At 42.3% G+C, this 18,711-nt stretch carries 12 protein-coding genes and 1 tRNA gene; 8 read left to right on the top strand and 5 right to left on the bottom strand.

Going from position 1 to position 18,711, the window contains the following annotated elements:
• The first annotated feature begins 404 nt into the window (after positions 1-404).
• The 3 genes from gor to RMY16_RS30345 all read left to right on the top strand — a co-directional run bounded on the left by gor (position 405) and on the right by RMY16_RS30345 (position 3,782).
• Entirely contained in the window at positions 405-1,781 is a 1,377-nt protein-coding gene (gene gor / locus RMY16_RS30355) for a glutathione-disulfide reductase (protein WP_322739479.1), read from the top strand.
• A 111-nt stretch (positions 1,782-1,892) separates the two neighbouring features.
• Positions 1,893-2,528: a YqiA/YcfP family alpha/beta fold hydrolase gene (locus RMY16_RS30350; RefSeq protein WP_322739478.1), complete on the top strand. Its 636-nt coding sequence runs from the start codon at positions 1,893-1,895 to the stop codon at positions 2,526-2,528.
• Between the two features lie 105 nt (positions 2,529-2,633).
• Positions 2,634-3,782, top strand: coding sequence for a histidinol-phosphate transaminase (locus RMY16_RS30345; protein WP_322739480.1), 1,149 nt, complete (start codon positions 2,634-2,636; stop codon positions 3,780-3,782).
• An 8-nt stretch (positions 3,783-3,790) separates the two neighbouring features.
• On the opposite strand, the gene RMY16_RS30340 is transcribed toward RMY16_RS30345, so the two are convergent.
• Entirely contained in the window at positions 3,791-4,345 is a 555-nt protein-coding gene (locus tag RMY16_RS30340; RefSeq protein WP_289798997.1) for a hypothetical protein, read from the bottom strand.
• 897 nt (positions 4,346-5,242) lie between these two features.
• Complete coding sequence (locus tag RMY16_RS30335) at positions 5,243-5,881, bottom strand: GNAT family N-acetyltransferase (protein ID WP_416211720.1); 639 nt, start codon at positions 5,879-5,881, stop codon at positions 5,243-5,245.
• Positions 5,882-6,911: 1,030 nt separating this feature from the next.
• On the opposite strand from RMY16_RS30335, the gene RMY16_RS30330 reads away from it, so the two are divergent.
• From RMY16_RS30330 to RMY16_RS30320, 3 genes are all read left to right on the top strand, one after another.
• On the top strand, positions 6,912-10,463 hold the full coding sequence (locus RMY16_RS30330) for a response regulator (RefSeq protein ID WP_322739477.1): 3,552 nt from the start codon (positions 6,912-6,914) through the stop codon (positions 10,461-10,463).
• 68 nt (positions 10,464-10,531) lie between these two features.
• The gene (locus RMY16_RS30325; protein ID WP_322739476.1) at positions 10,532-11,728 is read left to right on the top strand and encodes a hypothetical protein; all 1,197 of its coding nucleotides are present in this window, start codon (positions 10,532-10,534) and stop codon (positions 11,726-11,728) included.
• Positions 11,729-11,779: 51 nt separating this feature from the next.
• Positions 11,780-11,850, top strand: a tRNA-Gly gene (locus RMY16_RS30320).
• 262 nt (positions 11,851-12,112) lie between these two features.
• Here the strand turns inward: RMY16_RS30320 and RMY16_RS30315 are convergent.
• Both RMY16_RS30315 and RMY16_RS30310 read right to left on the bottom strand, forming a co-directional pair.
• Entirely contained in the window at positions 12,113-13,159 is a 1,047-nt protein-coding gene (locus tag RMY16_RS30315; protein WP_322739475.1) for an ABC transporter permease, read from the bottom strand.
• Between the two features lie 113 nt (positions 13,160-13,272).
• On the bottom strand, positions 13,273-13,791 hold the full coding sequence (locus tag RMY16_RS30310) for an adenine phosphoribosyltransferase (protein WP_322739474.1): 519 nt from the start codon (positions 13,789-13,791) through the stop codon (positions 13,273-13,275).
• Positions 13,792-14,328: 537 nt separating this feature from the next.
• Between RMY16_RS30310 and RMY16_RS30305 the strand changes: the two genes are divergently transcribed.
• Both RMY16_RS30305 and RMY16_RS30300 read left to right on the top strand, forming a co-directional pair.
• The gene (locus RMY16_RS30305; protein ID WP_322667032.1) at positions 14,329-14,955 is read left to right on the top strand and encodes a DUF3038 domain-containing protein; all 627 of its coding nucleotides are present in this window, start codon (positions 14,329-14,331) and stop codon (positions 14,953-14,955) included.
• Positions 14,952-16,385 (top strand): DUF4335 domain-containing protein, encoded by a 1,434-nt coding sequence (locus tag RMY16_RS30300; protein WP_322739473.1) that lies wholly within the window; start codon positions 14,952-14,954, stop codon positions 16,383-16,385. Before RMY16_RS30305 ends, RMY16_RS30300 begins: the two co-directional genes overlap by 4 nt.
• A 178-nt stretch (positions 16,386-16,563) precedes the next feature.
• Here RMY16_RS30300 and RMY16_RS30295 read toward each other — a convergent pair.
• On the bottom strand, positions 16,564-18,711 hold a 2,148-nt coding region (locus RMY16_RS30295; protein ID WP_322739472.1), incomplete at its 5' end, for a transglycosylase domain-containing protein.

Below are 18,711 nucleotides of genomic sequence, written 5' to 3'. Positions count from 1 at the left end.
ATCCAATACCCGTAACACCCGTTACTCCAACAGATCCAACACCTGTAACTCCAACTGACTCTCCAAGTACATAAAAATTGCTAATGAGGGCAAAATGCTCTGCGAACGCCGAAGGCAGTACGTTTTGTCATAATTTTACGTAAATCTTGTGGAATTTAGCTGCTCCAATGCGGTAGCACAGACTTATGCTCGACTAGGAGCAGAACTATACAACTGTTAACTACTGCCTTTACAGCCGCCAAAGCAAAAAGTGATATTCCCTACGACCAGATAGCATCTGCTAACGCTAGATTAAATCAAGGACAGGACTTACACAGCGTTCACCAAATATCCTTATATAGTTCAATCACGTTCTGTGTGTAAGTTCCCAGGAACTCACTTGTTGCTAAAGAGAACATAAACTTATGACTTTTGATTACGACCTGTTTGTAATTGGTGCGGGTTCTGGAGGTTTGGCGGCTTCCAAACGAGCGGCTAGCTACGGCGCAAAAGTGGCGATCGCTGAATATGATTTAGTTGGTGGCACTTGTGTGATTCGCGGTTGCGTTCCCAAAAAACTCATGGTCTATGGCTCTCACTTTCCCGAACTATTCAGTGACGCTTCAGGCTATGGCTGGAAAGTAGGTAATGCTGAGTTTGACTGGGAATATTTCATTACATCTATAGATAAGGAAGTTCGGCGACTGTCACAACTACACATAAGCTTCTTGGAAAAAGCCGGAGTAGAACTATTTTCTGGTCGCGCCACATTGGTAGATCCCCACACCATAGAAGTTGATGGACGTAAAGTTACAGCAGACAAAATTTTAATTGCTGTTGGTGGGCGTCCCGTCAAACCAGATTTACCAGGGATGGAACATGGCATTACCTCTAACGAAATCTTTCATCTAAAAGAACAACCAAAACACATCGTCATTATTGGCGCTGGTTATATCGGCACGGAATTTGCTTGTATTATGCGCGGTTTGGGTTCTCAGGTGACACAAATTACCAGAGGTGAAAAGATTTTGAATGGGTTTGATGAAGATGTCCGCACAGAAATTGAAGAGGGAATGACAAACCACGGAATTCGGTTGATTAAAAATAATGTCGTGAAAGAAATTGAACACGTGCCAGAAGGGTTGAAGCTAACTTTATCAGGGGATGACCAAGAACCAATAATTGCCGACGTGTTTTTAGTAGCCACCGGTCGAACTCCCAATATAGATCGACTAGGTTTAGAAAACGCTGGGGTTGATGTTGTCGCTACTTCTATGGAAGGGCCTGGATACGCAACCACAAGTGCGATCGCAGTCAATGAATATAGTCAAACTAGTCAACCGAATATTTTTGCTGTTGGCGATGTCACAGACCGAATTAATTTAACTCCCGTAGCTATTGGCGAAGGTCGCGCCTTTGCCGATAGCGAATTTGGGAATAATCGCCGCGAATTCAGTCACGAAACTGTACCCACAGCCATATTTTCTAGCCCAGAAGCTGCAACAGTCGGCTGGACAGAAGCCGAAGCACGGGAAAAACTTGGTGATGCCGTCAAAATTTTTCGCACTCGCTTTCGCCCTATGTATCACAGTTTGACTGGTAAGCAAGAGAAGACAATGATGAAATTAGTGGTTGATAGCAACACCGACAAAGTTCTAGGCGCTCACATGGTAGGTGAAAGTGCCGCAGAGATTATCCAAGGTGTAGCGATCGCAGTCAAGATGGGCGCAACTAAAAAAGACTTTGATGCCACTGTGGGTATCCATCCCTCATCCGCAGAGGAATTTGTCACAATGCGGTAAAAAACTTAGGAGTAAGGAGTTTTGAGTTATGAATTATAAGTGTGCCACAAAAAATGATAAATAAAAATTTATCAACACTCAATAATTTTTAACTCCTAACTATTTACAACTTTGGACTACATATATCTTCACGGATTTGCTTCCAGTCCTAAATCTGCCAAAGCGCAGGATATTGGCGATCGCTTTACCCAAATTCAGACAAGGCTGAAAATTCCCGATCTCAATGCTGGCGATTTTTCCCAATTAACAATCACTCGTCAGCTCACTCAAGTTGCCGCAGAATTCAGCAATGATTCTACACCAGTAACACTAATTGGCTCAAGTTTGGGTGGTTTGACCGCTGCCCACTTGGGACAACAAAATTTGCAAGTGCAAAGCTTAGTTTTGCTAGCACCAGCTTTTGGGTTTTTATCCCATTGGTTGCCCAAACTAGGAGATGAAGAAGTACAGCGTTGGCAGCAAGAAAAATATATCATGGTCTACCACTACGGGGAAGAGCGATTAATTCCTTTAAGTTACGATTTCGTCATAGATGCTGCCCAATACCAAGAAAAACTTTTGCAACGCCCTATCTCCACGCTAATTTTGCACGGAAAAAAGGATGAAGTCATTCCGATAGAAGCTAGTCGGCACTTTGCGCACTCCCGTTCTTGGGTGGAGTTAGTTGAACTCGACAGTGACCACGCCTTGGGTAATGTTATGGAAGAAATTTGGCAGGCAATTCGCCTCTTTTGCCAATTACCTTGAAGTTGTAAAATATTAGACTCACACATAACTAATGTCCTTAGTCATTTGTCCTTTGTTAGTTACTAATGACCAATGACTAATGACCAATGACTAATGACTAAAACTATGCTTCCCTTCATCCGGTCAGATTTAGCCCAATTCACCGCCTATAAACCTCATCCTAGCAGCGATACAGCCAATTCTGTCGCCACACAGTTCGATCGCTTAGATACAAATGAAAGCCCCTACGATTTACCTCTTGAGTTAAAAGAGAAGCTGGCGTGGACTTATCAGCAAGTAATTGAAACAAATCGTTATCCTGATGGCGGACATGAAACCCTTAAGGATGCGATCGCGGAGTACATTAATCAGTCAGCCGACCTCTCATCATCCTTATTTACTGCTGCCAATATTTCTGTTGGTAATGGTTCAGATGAAATTATCCGCTCTTTATTAATCGCCACTTGTCTAGGAGGAGAAGGGTCAATTCTTGTCTCCAATCCCACTTTCTCAATGTACGGGATTTTGGCGCAAACTTTGGGCATTCCTGTGGTGGCGGTGGGGAGAAATGAAACAAATTTTGAAATTGACATAAGCGCCGCACAGTCTGCGATCGAACAAACTCAAAATCCTCCCATTCGCGTAGTTTTCGTAGTCCATCCCAATTCGCCGACTGCTAACAGCTTAACTGAGGCAGAGTTAGCGTGGTTAAGAAGCTTGCCACGCCATATTTTAGTAGTAATTGATGAAGCTTACTTTGAATTCAGCCAAACTACCCTAGTAGGTGAATTAGTACAGCATCCTAATTGGGTGATATTACGCACTTTTTCTAAAGCTTTCCGATTGGCATCTCTCCGTATTGGTTATTGCGTTGCTCATCCTGAAGCGATCGCCATTTTAGAAAAAGTTCGCTTACCCTACAATCTCCCCAGTTTTTCTATAGCAGCTGCCTTAGTTGGTTTACAAAATCGTACACTCTTGCTGGAATCGATTCCCCAGACCTTGAGTGAACGAGCTAAACTCATCGAAATTTTATCCCAGCAACCGGAACTACAAATTACTCCAAGTGCTGCCAACTTTATTTACCTGCGTCTTAAACCAAATGGCTTTAATTCACAAGAAGCTGCTTTAAAAACTTTCCACCAGAAACTTAAAACACTCGGCACTCTTGTACGGCACATTAGCGGAGGATTACGAATTACTGTCGGAACGATAGAAGAAAACGCCCGCACCGTTAATCGAGTAAAAGCTGCTTTGGCAAATTTGTCATCTTAGCAATTTACTCAGTAATTAAACCTGCTATTTACCTCACTGCCCAAACGGCGTACTACTCCAACTGTTTGTGGCAGCACACCCACTAAAAGAGCAAAGGCAACATCCGGCAAAAGAGCCACTATTTCTGGTGGAAAGTATTGTTCAAATTGATCGAGAATTTTCTGGACTCGCTGCCCAGGCAGTGGATTTTCTGTAATTTGTTTGATCAATCGAATCCACTGTCGCCGAATCAAGTAAGCCTTCTGGCGTTCTTCATTAGATTCAGGAGTTAATAAAGAAAGATTACCTATGGGCAGCGCCCTTTGGCAATCACAATCGTAATCCCCACCCACAGCAGCCCCAGGCCCAGCAAACTCTGCATGATAGCGTTTAAAGAGTATTAATCCATTTCGCCTACGACTATTGACGATAAAAACTTCTCCACTGTGCAAACGTGTAAGGATATCCGAGCTTTGTGATTGCTCAGTTCCGTCTGACATGACAACAGAGTCAAGGAAAGTAGTTTCAGGGTAATAAGTTGATACCATAGAGGTCTGATAGCGTCGATGCTGTTCGCTATCCATGTTTTTTAAACTTTTAATGAATGTTGTTGTAGTATGCACTTCAAAACAGAATTAGCTGTTATATCAAATCAAGCTTTTGAATTCTTTTATTATCAAGATATTTCTGGTCAATCCAACTAAAAATAGCAATATATAGGCGTTCTTTCAGTAATTTGGGTGATTATATTTTATGAGATATAACTAGATTTGTCTGTAAACTATACTAGTGTTTTCTTAAAGTTTTTATAAAGATGAATAAATGAATTACAAAGTTCTTATGAGGAAGTAATGATTTCTTTCAACACAATTTAGCGTATGTTCCCATTATAGTCCATTTTCATCTATATCAAATGCTTTAAAAAATTTGTTAACTATAAATCCCAAAAAATAAATTTAACATTTTTTAATATTAAAAATATTTACCAAAAAGATAATTTGTTTATAGAAACGAGGGAATTTTTCGTAAAAAGTTTAAATCAAATATTCTTTTGATAAAAAATTATAAAAAGCTATTTACTTACTTCGTAAATTCATAAACATGTTTTAGTTTTGATTTATAGGACTCCTATTTGATTGAGTCAAAAAAAACTTCATTATAACTCAAAGAGCCTCTTTATCGTTAGTTCTTACCTGCTAAACTAAGTCAGTCCTTGAAATCAAAGCGGATTTATATGGATATTTAGCTAATATTGGCTAGATTTCTAATTAAACCCCATCTATTTAAAAATATCGAGTTCTTAAGAAAAGTATATTATTTAGTCCTGGCTTGAGTTTTGAGCTTTCTCTAAGTCAAAATAACTATGGTTCCAAAGCTAGACGTGGTTTAGCTTAGTTTGTGTTTGATTACCTTTATGAGTTACAGATTTTATCGAATTAATTGGAATGGAAGACAAAGTTTGACAATTGGCAAAACAAAATTCAGATAATAGAATCAGCACTCAGGTGCTTGTGCAATAACATCTGGCTTGAGCGTCTTAGAATAAATGTATTCCAATTAGATTCGACTTTATGCACTCGATATCCCAGCTTGAAATAAAGCTGTCGTGCTTGATGGTTATTTTCTAAAACATGGAGATATAAGTCTTGAAATCCCCACTCGCGAGAGACTTTTTCACAGCTAGTAAGTAATCCTGAAGCCACACCATGTCTACGGTATTTTGGGTGAACCGCTAAATTAGACAAGTAAGGAAAACCTACACCAACCTGGCTCCATGAATCACTACTGTAGCGTACACCCATTTCCACACTTCCTACTAAGTTATTAGCCTCACCAGTAGTAGCTTCAAGGGCAACTAAGCAAAGATGACGTGGCGCAGGTGATGCCATCCGATGCCTTAAGTCTTCGTAAATACCTAGACGTAGCAACGGGAAAGCCCATCCCCATATACCCTTGTGGGAGTGAAAGCTTTCAGTAATAATTTGAGCAACATCAATCAAATCAGCAGGTGTAGCTGTACGAATTTGGAATTGGCAGAAAGCTGAATCGATTGGCTGTTGGTGGTATGGGTGAAAAAACCGATATTTCAAGGCTAGTTTAGTATTGATTTTATTCAACAAAAATTTTCTCAAATATCCTAAAACAAGATTTAAACTAAATCAGAACTTATAGAGTTGCCCAGGAGATTTAACTAAACCAATATTGCTAATTCGCTTTTTATTGTCGATTAAACAAATTTTTACACTTTGGCTTGGAATTTTATAACCTGCATTTTTGAAAGAGTATTAGCAGTTAGAACTTCATAAATCTATAACATTAAATTCAGTATATTCATTGCATCCCTTTTTTTAGGTAACCACAATATCAAACTGATTGCCACAAAACATCTGTAAATTGATAGAGCTTTAAGCGAGTGGGCAGAGGAATAGCATAACTTGTCTGTAAGCAGCATCTCCAAAATTGTTAAGTAAGTACACTATTGGCAAACTCTGGTTTCAAACTACCCTTGGTTGCAGTACTGAACTTGTTTTTGCAGTTGCCGCTACACTGACACTACTTTGCTACCGAGTCCATCCAAATAGGCTGTACAGCTTCTGGGACAAGAATCTGTAAGGTTCCTTAATCCCTAATCTCTAACTCCTCAACCACGACCACTTGTCTTAATGATAGTTCTGATTGCTAAATTAGAAAGAGGTATTTGTCTAATAGTATACTTTGGCTTTAAATCTTTTTGTTTTAATTTCGCTGACTCTACCATGACTACCATAAATAAAATTTACCTGCAAGTGTTATTACAACAGTTGTGGAGGGAAAACTTAATATGCAGCTTTATCTGGATTTTTCAGCTGGCTATGAGCGCTGTATGTATCATCAGACATTGCTCACAGGAGGTGAAAAAAGATTTGGCAAGCAAAGGTCGACTCTGTAACACTAAAACTGACAATGAAAGCAATTACACTGCACCAACGCAAACAGTAATCGGCACAAGCAATTGAGACGAATTACTGTGAGTAAACGCTCCTACACTCAGCAGTCATGTAGCCAAACAGCCCTATTGGTCGAAATGCTCTGCTCTTACCTGACTCAGAAAAATCCTTACCTGATCAGATTATTCTTTATCCGACTGCCGTTGCAGCAGGAAAGCGGTGCATGAAATCCCAAGCAAACAGTAAGCCTAAAATTTTGGTTGTCGATGATGAACCAGACAACCTTGACTTGCTTTACCGCACTTTCTATCGTGATTATAAGGTGCTAAGGGCAACCTCTGGCCCTGCCGCCCTCGATCTGCTGGCCCAAGAGGGAGAGATCGCGGTGATCATCTCCGATCAACGGATGCCAATGATGAGCGGTACAGAGTTTTTGAGCCTGACAGCAACTCAATATCCAGATATTATCCGGATTATTTTAACTGGCTACACCGATGTCGAAGACCTGGTGGAAGCAATCAATGCTGGCAAGGTATTTAAATATGTAACGAAACCGTGGGAAGCGGAAGAACTAAAAGCAGTGGTACGGCAAGCTTTGGATACCCACAATGTCCTCAAAGCTAGAACCCGCGAACTTACCCGCACACTCCGTCAAGAATCGCTGCTGAATACCGTTACCAATACGATTCGCAGTGCTTTAGACTACAGACAAATTTTGCAAGCAATTGTAGATACAGTGGGTCACATGTTGGAGGTGGATGTTTGTCTGCTACGTCCCTTCCAAGATGAGCAGTTAGCGGATAAAGGGTTTATTTATCAAAAGCCTCTTTCTGAAGAAGCAGAGGTGCAGGAGATCGGAGCAGAAGTAGCAGGAAGTCTTTCCTCTGTGCCCGCTATATCCTCTGCAACTCCTCTGCCTCTTTTGGCTCAGACAGTGTGGGAAACCCGTGAAGTTCAAGTGATTCACGATGCGATCGATGATGAGCGCATTCACGGTAACACTCCCGAACTGCGTGAACGTGGGCAAGCTTTTGCTGCTGCTAACATTTGTTCTAGTTTGGTTGTGCCATTGATCTGCCAACAAGAACTGATGGCAGTGTTAGCACTGCACCAGTGTTCTGTTCCTCGCTTCTGGGGCGATGATGAGGTGCAGTTAGTGCTGATGGTAGCAGATCAGGCAGCTTTAGCTTTGTCTCAAGCTTATGCTTACGAACAAGTACGTGCCCTTGCCAAGCGAGAAAGCCTGATTAATACGATTACTAGCGCGATTCGCTCTAGCTTAGATCCTCAAGATATCTTTGCGGCAATTACCCAACAATTGGGACAAGCTTTACAAGTTGATGGCTGCGTCTTGTCTTTGTGGACAGAGGAAGATGAGTTTGTTGAGTGTGTGGGTTTGTATGATAGTTTTCAACATCTAGAAAATTTAAGTAGGCACAGTCCAACCCAGGCATCACCAGATCCAGAGAATCATTCAAGTAGCAATCATCACTTATCAAACCAGAGATTACCCTATTCTCAAGCATCGATTCAGGAAAATCCCATCCTCCAACAAATGCTACAGACACATGAACCTGTGGTAATTGGTAATGTGAGCCATTCTCCCTCAGATGTGCGGGGTTTTGATTTGCCTCTAAAAATGCCAGCGCGATCGCTAATGTTTGTGCCATTACTGGCAGATGGTAAATGCATCGGTAGTATTACATTGCATGAAGGTAAAAAAGTACGCCAATGGTTGCCATCTGATATCGATTTGGCAAAAGCAGTGGCAGCGCAAGCCGCGATCGCTGTCCAGCAGTCACACTTGTATCAAAAAACTCGCCAACAAGCTGAACGCTTACTGGAATTAGACAAACAAAAAACCGAATTTTTCCAAAATATTTCCCATGAGTTTCGCACACCGATTACTTTGATTCAAGGGCCTTTAGAGTCGGCGGTGGCAGCTGGTGAGGGATTATCTTACTCTCAAAGTGCGATCGCCCTGCGTAACTCCCGCCGCCTGCTGCGACTGGTAAATCAACTGCTGGATTTACAACGCCTGAATGCGGGGAGAATGCAGCCTAGCTTCCATCCTTGTGATTTAGTCGAATTTGTCAGCCAAATAGTTGAATCTTTTCGTCCTTACTGTGAGAAAAAGAGACTGCATCTCGTTACTCAGTTAGATGAGTGTTTGACGGTGTACTTGGACATGGAAAAATTTGACAAGGTGGTTTATAACCTCTTGTCAAATGCCATGAAGTTTACTCCTGAAGGTGGCACCATCAGTGTCAGACTAAAATCTGAGCGCGATCGCTGCATATTACAAGTGCAAGATACTGGAATTGGTATTGTTAAAGAACAAATTCCCCACCTATTTGAGCGCTTTCGCCAAGCTGAAGGTTCAGCAAACCGCTCCTATGAAGGCAGTGGTTTGGGTTTAGCTTTAGTTAAAGAATTAGTAGAATTACATGGTGGTCAAGTCACTGTGGAATCAGTTTATGGTGAAGGTACTACTTTTAGTTTATGGCTGGTGACTGGAAATGCTCATTTACATGCACAGCAAGTACTAGAAACGCCTACCGAAGTGAATACAAACCGCGCTAGCGTAGAATTAGCTGATTTAGAACTAGTAGAGTCAACAACAGACAATATTGAAGATATTACAATAAACCTCTCCCCCAGTGTTGATATTCAAGACTCAGCACATAAGACTCAGCACTCAATTTTAGTTGTAGATGACAACCCCGATTTGCGAACCTATGTATCTGAGATTTTCCGCCGCAATGGCTATCATGTACAGACGGCTCGTAACGGCCATGAAGGGCACAGTAGAGCGAAGGAAATTCTACCCAGCTTGATTGTGACTGACTTAATGATGCCGTTAGTAAGCGGACTTGAGATGATTCAGATGATCCGCAATGAGGAGACGTTGAAAGGAACACCAATCATTCTGCTGACAGCGAAAGTAGATGAAGAAACCCGCATCGAAGGTACAGAACATGGCGCGGACGCTTATTTAGCAAAACCATTCAACGATCGGGAACTTTTGGCGGAAGTTCGCAATCTTTTAGCGTTGAAAGAAAATGAACGGCGAATTGTGGAGTTAAATACTTATCTAACAGAATCGGTGCTAAAGCGCTTTTTACCTGCTGTATTGGTGCAAAAAGCTGCAACCGGAGATTTAACGTTAGATTTGCGCCCAGAACCACGTTTAATTACAGTTTTGTTTAGCGACATTGTGGGTTTTACACAGCTAGCAAATACTCTCAGATCCCGACGAGTTGCAGAGTTGCTAAATGAATATTTAGAAGCCATGACCAAAGTTGTCTTTAGTAATGGTGGCACTGTAGATAAATTTATGGGAGATGCTATTTTAGCTTTATATGGAGCGCCGGAAGAACTAACCCCTAACGAACAAGTGCGTCGTGCCATTAATACAGCAAGAGCAATGCACCGCTCACTGGCTGACTTAAACCAGCGTTGGCGAGAGCAAGGTGTATTCGATAGCGACAAACTTACTAGCGTACAGTTCCGGTGTGGTATTCACCAAGGTACTGCTGTTGTGGGGATGTTTGGTAGCGCTGAACGCGCCGATTATACTGCTATTGGCCCAAGTGTGAATATTGCCGCCAGGTTGCAAGCTGCCGCTGTTCCCGGTACAATCCTGGTTTCTGCTGCCGTAGCAGATTATTTGCAGGAAGGAGAAATTACTAAAGGGAGTCCGCTAGAACTTAAAGGAGTAGATGAAACAGTTTTGACTTTTGCTGTTTCACCAGAGGTAATGGTTAATCGCTAAAATTTAGACTGGTATTTTAAAGCATTACCAATGAATAAAAGTGCATAATCATATCCAGTTTATATAATATGACACCATCGGTTGCAGACAAAACTCCAATTCCAGCCAAGGTCTGGAGACGACACACCGATCCACCAGGTTTGTGGATTTTTGTCGTTGTCAGTTCAGTCTCTCTGCACTTGCTGGTGTTCTGGCTGATGCGCTCATCTAATGCATTTGGTCTGTGGTTTCCCCAGCAAAATCAATCTGCTGTTCCCGTTGAATTGATAGACATTGCTCCTAAAACAAAATCAGTAATCAAATCAAAATCAACAGCCAAAATAGTTTCGTCAAAGCCACCATCCTCTACTCAAAAGTCTGTACCAGCACGTTCATCACAAACAGCACGAACTACGCCTAGAAATCAAGATTTTGGCGCAATAAATTCTCCTGAGAATCTCCAGAAAAAGAGCCGAATTTACGCCTCTCAACCTAATAGCGAACCTTCTAGACAGCAGATAGTCCCCACACCAACACCGAAACCTATAGCTAAAGCGACACCGAAACCGACACCGACACCTAAAGCTACGCCAAAACCTATAGCTAAAGTCACACCGACACCTACAGTTCCAGTCGGTAATTTACCTTGGAACCGTCGTCAAGAAATAAAACTGGGAAAGGGAACGCAACTACCAACAGGTATTCCATCAAATCGACCAATTTCAGAACCTGAAGATAGAGAAACTCCAGCGACTTCCACTAGAGAAACTCCAGCGACTTCGACTACAGAAACTCCAGCAACTTCGACTCGAGAAACTCCAGCAACTTCGACTCGAGAAACTCCAGCAACTTCGACTACAGAAACTCCAGCGACTTCGACTCAAGGAGCATCGGTAGCAATAGTAGCTCCCTTATCTAGAGATGAAGTGATTAGCTTGATACAATCAAAAGGATTCCGACAAGATGCTTTACCCGACGTTATCGCTTTATACAGGGGAAGCAACACAAAACAATTAGACCCAAGTTTTCTTGTCCATAATTCGGAACTTGAGCCAGCACAACTCTTGGCTAGCTTGATAATTGATCAGAATGGTAACTTTCAACAGGCTGTAGTTCTAGAAATAGAACCAGCAAAACTGCAAAGTGAAAAAAGTACATACGAGCAAGTCCTGAGCGAAGTTTTCAAAACAGAAAACTTTCTTGCTGCCCACAATAACGATGGCACAAAACCAGAATTGAGCAATTTGTATGTGAGGATCAAAATGCAACCCGCAAATTCCAACTAAATAACTTGAATTTTTAAAGAAGCTGTGTTAAGCTTATAGGGTTGGAAATTTGCGGGCGTAGTTTAGTGGTAAAACTATAGCCTTCCAAGCTATTAATGCGGGTTCGATTCCCGCCGCCCGCTTAGAAAAAAACTCTTAAATATACGAGTGCAAAAAGCTAAGCCTAAATCTTAGTAAAATAATTAGTTAAACAGCAATTCACAATTTTTTGCAGCACGCAGAAATAGCTTGAAACTGAGAGTAGCCAAATTCAAGATATGATGAGGAATAAGCAACACTTTCTTCAACAACATCCGCACTCTGGCTACCTTTTTGTTGTTTGATAGTTGACAGGACTCTGGAAAACGCCCAATAAGTTTTGATTTTTTGAATTTAGAATTGCTGCTAATTGAGATTTTCTAAGCGAATGCGTGGATCGGCTGCTTTGAGCATCAAGTCGGCGATTAAATTGCCAACAATCAGCAGTACTGCGCCCATTATCAAGCTTGCCATTAATAAATATAAATCTTGAGCTTGTAAAGCTTGTAAAGCCAATCTCCCTAAACCAGGCCAGTTGAAGAAAAATTCGGCGATGAAGGCACCATTTAATAAACCAGCTAATTCAAAACCTAATAAGGTAATTAAGGGATTTATCGCGTTGCGGAGTGCGTGAACATAGATGACGCGGTTTTCTGGCAAACCTTTGGCACGAGCCGTTTGGATGTAGTCTTGACGCAGCACATCTAATAATTCGCCGCGAGTGATGCGTTGCAAACCAGCAAAACTAGTAATTGAGAGTGCAATTGTGGGTAAAATCATGTGCCAACCGATATCTAAGATTCTGCCAAACCACGACAGTTCTGAGTGATTGATGCTAGTCATGCTACCCACTGGGAACAGCGGCGAGGTGATTTGGGCTAAAACCAGCAGCGCTAAGGCAGTGATGAAACTAGGAAAGCCTTGTCCTGCGTAACTAATCACTTGTAAAATCCGGTCTGCTGGCCTATTTTGTTTAACGGCGGCAAAGATCCCTAGAGGGATAGCGATCGCCCATGTGACAATTAAAGATGCGATCGCTAATAGCAAAGTCGCTGGTACTCGTTCCCACAACAGCGATGCCACTGAACGTTGATAAATAAAACTCGTGCCAAAATCCCCTTTGGTCAAGATTCGCCATAGCCATAACCCAAATTGCTCTGGCCAAGACTTATCTAGACCAAACTGCCGTTTGATTTCCTCAATTCTTTCTGGAGATATTTTCGGATTTTGCCGCAGCGTATCTACATAATCACCGGGAGCGAGTTGAATGATGAAAAACGACAACGCTGACGCCAACAACAAAGTTAGCAGTGCCTGCAATAGTCGCTTTGCCACATAAACAAAAGTTTCGCTCGTGACTAGCCCGATTAGCCAATCCCGACCTGTCTCCAAGGAAATTTTCGTAGATGTCATTTATATTTTGTCCTTTGTCATTTGTCTTTCGTCATTTGTCCTTTGCCATTTGTCATTTGCCAGTTGTTTTGCTATTGACCAATGACTAATGACTAATGACTAATGACCTATGACTAATATTCAATTAAAGAGATAATCGGCACGTCCGGTAAATGTGTACGCCCTTGTAAATCCCGTAGCTCGATAATAAACCCAAATCCTACTAGTTCGCAGCCAATCTTCTGTAACAATTTTGCTGTCGCACTTGCAGTTCCACCTGTGGCTATCAAATCGTCCACAATCAAAACTCGGCTACCTTGGTGTAAAGCGTCTTGATGGACTTCTAGGCAGTCTGTACCATACTCTAATTCATATTTAATTGAGTGAACGGCTGCTGGTAACTTCCCTTTTTTACGGATGGGAATAAAACCAGCTCCTAATTTATAAGCCAGAGGCGAACCAAAAATGAATCCCCTCGACTCCATACCAATGACATAATCAGCTGTTATTCCTGCGTCTTTGCATTTTTGTGTTAAAAAGTCAATAGTGTAGCGCAGTCCCTCTGGATCGCGCAGTAACGTAGTAATATCCCGAAATAAAATTCCGGGTTTCGGGAAATCTGGAATGTCACGAACGAGAGACTTTAAATCCATAAAATGGGGAATAAAGGAGTAGGGAATGGGGAATGGGCCATGGGGAATGAGGTAGATAAATTAATAAGCAATGCCCAATACAACTCTTAAAGAGGCTGTGCCAACGACTTCTCTACGAGACGCTACGCGTTAGCGGAGCTTTCGCTTTAGCGATACGCTCAGTACAAGTGCCCAATGCTCAATACTTCGACTTCGCTCAGTACAAGTGCCCAATTTCAGATACCTGAAAAATCGTACACTATAATGTCATACGCTGGGGGTCAATTGGAGGTCGAGGCTAAAGCTTCGCTCTTCATTGACGATAATTAGAATCTAAACCAAGCTATAAAAGGTATTTCACTAATAAATGAGGTGAATTTAGTTATGTTTTAAAATTTTGATTTCAATATAGGGAAAACTTTGAGTAGAAAGAGTTAAGTAATGTATATATCAGGTAGTCATGTTACTGCCATGCCACAAGTCTAAGGCTCAAGTCTTGGCTACCGATCTTAAATTTGTTTTATCTAGTCTGTTGGAACCGCACAAGGTATTTATAGAATGAATGTTTCAGCAAGTTTAACGCCGTTCAACAGTCCAACCCAAGATTCACTGCCGATGATTCTGGACACTTTACCAGATCCTGCGATCGCTTCCAAAACGTGTCCTCGGAGAACCAGGCTGCAAATTGACCTAATTTTACTGGCAATTGAAGCTTTAGAACTTGGTGGTTCGGAAGCAATCCTGGCTTTTGCTCAAGAGTTGGATCTTAAAGGAATTGTTAAAGACAGGGTGAATTTATGGCGGATGCGTAGCTCTAACCCGCTACGAAGAGCGCACATGCGCCGTCCCTTAACTATTATGGAAGCAAAAGCTTTGGTGGTCATTGCTTGCTACATAGCACGGCGTTTAACTGTTGTCATCCGCCAGTTATTAATGATATGTCAACAAATGGAAGAAAAACAGATTCCATTAGAACAGAATTTGCGGTTATCTAATTATTTAGAGCGGTTTAGAGCGCATTTTAAAAGCCGGATGAATGCTCGACGTTCTGGTGCACTAGCATTAACTTCTGATGAAAAATTAGATGCGCTAGCAATAAATTTGTTAGGACAATTACTATTTTGTACTGGTACTGCTGGAATGCAGCGGTTCTGGATTAGTCTTTTTGACGGTGAAGTGGAATGAATATTCAACGTAAGTACAGTCTACCTAATTGTACTCTTCTTTTAGAAGGGTTAAGTGATGTCACTAGGGCTGCACAGTTCCAGGAAATGCGCCCAGAATTATCAATATTGGTAAATGCAGAATGCTATTTATCTGGTTATAATCAACCCCTAACCGGAGGGCGGGAATTTTTTGAAAGTTTGGTGAGGGCTGTTAGTGGTTACGCCCAAGAATTTCTGAGTACTGTACCCAATCCGCAAGCACACAACCAAGAATTGGAGCTAGTAGAGTTTCAAAAAATTGACGGCAACCGCCACAGGTTAATCATACATTCAGAGAATGCTCCAGAGGGGTTCGAGTCTCACTCTAATAATTCTAAACGTCCCCCTATTGAAATAGATTTGAATACGGTACAGTTGTTTGATTTGGTAGAAGCAGTGGATCAGTTTTTTGCTGATACTCAGACTTTACCGGAATTATCCCTAGAACTACAACCAGTTACTAGACGCTATGGCGGTGCTAGTCAGGCTGTAATTAGGCAGGCTATTCCTGCGGCTGTGGGAGTATCAAGTTTAGCAGTAGCAGCGATCGCATTTAACTTGATTCCACCTCCCCAAATTCGTCCACCGCAACCTAAGCCAGATGAGCAAACCAGCTCTACAACAAAGAGCCTTAATCCTCCAGCATCAGCAGCTGCAACACCCATCGAGGCTGCAACACCTACAGAAACACCCACAGCTAATGAAAAGCCAGTAGTCAAAGATTTAGAAGCACTTTTAAATACAGTTCCAGAAATTACCGACCCATCCCAGCTACGTGCATTGAATCGTCAAGTGTATAACCAAGTTCATCCAGCTTGGACTAAGCGTTCAGGATTGCAACAGGATTTGATCTATCGTTTGGGTGTAGCTGCGGATGGAGCGATCGTTGGTTATAAAGCGGTGAATAAAGACGCTAATCAAGGAGTCGAGCAAACTCCTCTGCCTAACCTACTTTATAATCCTGCTAACCGCGCTCCCATTTCTAATGAACCAATCGCCCAATTCCGAATAGTGTTTACTACAAATGGTGTGCTACAAGTTAGCCCTTGGCGAGGATATGCTAAAACACCAGAGGTAGTCGGTGCAAAAATTACTGACTCCAATATCACTAAAGGTTTAAATAAAAAACTTTATAATACAGTTCGCCAAACCTGGAGTGGTACCCCCACCTTTACGCGAGATTTGAAATATCGGGTAGCACTCAACAAAGATGGTGTAATTGCTGACTATGAACCACTTAATCAAGTCGCCTTTGATTATTTCCGAGAAACACCTCTTCCTAAGATGTTTAACGCCATCTATGGTTCTAATGTAGCTGCTCCTAATGACAAAGAACCTCTAGCCCACTTTCAAGTGATATTCAAGCCTAACGGCAAGCTGGAAGTCACTCCTTGGAAGGGATATCAGTAATTGGGGATTAAAATTGGGGATTGGGAATTAAGTTTTTTCGCTAGTCTCCAGTTGAACAAATTTTGCGGTCAAGTTATTGCTAGTCAAGAGTCTAGTGTTAATTGTCTAATCATTTTGAAATCATTACCGGAGATTGGGAATTGAAAACTCTTCTCAGTCTCCAGTCCCCAATGCCCAATTACCTTGTAATTCTCCGCATATAATTTCCCCACAACTGAGCTGCTTGAGCGCTGCTACCAGATGTCGGGGAATTATTATCGTTTCCCAACCAAACGCCAGTTACAAGTCGCTGACTGGGGATAAAACCAATAAACCACAAGTCAACGTTTTTATCAGTCGTGCCAGTTTTACCAGCTTCCCCTAGTCCAATGGCAGCACTACGACCAGTACCCCTTGTGATTACACCACGCATCAAACTAGTCATTTCATCGGCGACATTAGTTGTCAACACTCGTTTGTTGGCACCTGGATCTTGGTCGAAGGAGTAGATTACACGACAGGTTTTGATATCATTGCGATCGCTGCAATCACCACTGTCTAAAATTCGGCTGATGGCATGGGGAGGATTCAATACGCCGCGATTGCCAATAGCGCCAAAAGCACCAGTCATTTCCAAAACATTGACTACGCTTTGACCCAGTACCAAGCCGGGAACCGGATCGAGGTTTGATTTTATCCCCAAACGCTGCGCCATTGCCACAACTTTATCTAGCCCGACTTGTCTGGCAACTCGCAAGGCGATGGGATTTTCTGAAAGCGCTAGCCCGGTGGCAATATCTAAACTAGTGTCAGCACCAGCACGACAGGGTTTATAAGTAAAGCCTTGCCAAGTTAAAGGGGCGCAAGAATAACTTTTTGATTCTGGAATTCCCTGTTGAATAGCAGCAGTATAAGCAAAGATTTTGAAGGTGGAACCTGGCTGTCTTTTGGCTTGAACAGCACGATTGAACTGACTTTTTTTGTAATCAGTTCCGCCTACCATTGCCAGGATACTGCCTGTACTAGAATCAAGAGTGACTACTGCTCCTTGAGAAAAATTAAAATTTCTACCAGAGTTGTTCACTGAATTATTCAACGCTGCTTCTGCTTGTCTCTGTATCGCTGGATCAAGCTTGGTTTCAATGATATAGTTTCCTTCTCTTGCTGCTCCTTCTCCCAAGATTGATTCCAGTTCAGAGAAAACGTAACTATAAAAATAAGGTGCGATCGTTTTAGCTTGCTGTTCGCAGACTTTAGGACTAATTTGAACAGTGGAACGTCTAGCTCGGTTCGCATCCTCTGCTTTAATTTTGCCCATTTCCAGCAACCGCTTAATCACACGATTTCGGTATTCAGCCGCTTCTAGTTTATTTGGCCCATCTCCACAAAAATCGAAGGCGTTGGGTGCTGGTAAAATTCCGACTAATGTTGCTGCTTCTGCCAAAGTTAATTCTTTAGCCGACTTCTCAAAGTAATATCGGGCTGCATCCTCAAAGCCAGAGGTATCCCCTCCCAAAAAAACCCGATTTAAGTACATCAGCAAAATATCATCTTTGCTGTAAAAGGTTTCGAGCTTTAGGGCGACAACTGCCTCCCGCAATTTCCGGCCAAGGGTATCCTGTCTGCCTACATACTCGCGGAACAAACTGCGGGCAACTTGCTGGGTTACAGTACTAGCTCCTTGTTGTACATCTCCACTGCGGCTATTAATCAGCACAGCTCGTAAAATCCCCCAAGGATCAACTCCAAAGTGCCAGTAATAACGACTATCCTCTGAAGCCACTACCGCAGCAGGCAAATAAGGGCCAAATTCCTCTAATCGCTTCATGTCTATATGAGAGATTGTCCGAGGCTCTCTCAGGGGAGTGGCTCCATCACGGGCATAAACAACTACTGGAGCGCGTGTCGCTGTTGGTAGAGGTTTGACTGAAAATTTCAGCCATTCGACGCCAATCACTAATGTTAACAGGGCACTGACACCACCGACACCATAAGCTGTCCAACTTGCAGCTTTGACATACCATGCTGGTGGATCTACATATTGCAAGCGTACAGAAGCGGCGAGTTCTGGGGGTCCCAGAGTCAGAATATCGCCGTGACGCAGTTCTAGGGAACTAACACGACGCTTGCCACGATAAATGCCATTGGTAGAGTTTTCGTCTTTGATCGTGAAAACTGGTGTGCGCTGAGTAGAATTACGCGATAGTGACAGGTGAATTTGACTGACAACAGGGTTACGGATGACGATATCGCTGGATTTGGAACTACGACCGAGAATATAGCGATCGCCCAACAGTGGATATACCTCTGCTTTATCCGCCCCCGCATCCTGCACCCAAAGTTCCGG

Source organism: Nostoc sp. DedQUE12b (genome assembly GCF_034530835.1).
In the GTDB taxonomy this organism is placed as follows: Bacteria; Cyanobacteriota; Cyanobacteriia; order Cyanobacteriales; family Nostocaceae; genus Nostoc.
Note: the sequence above shows the minus strand (reverse complement) of the source record. Positions and strands in the feature narration are given on the sequence as shown.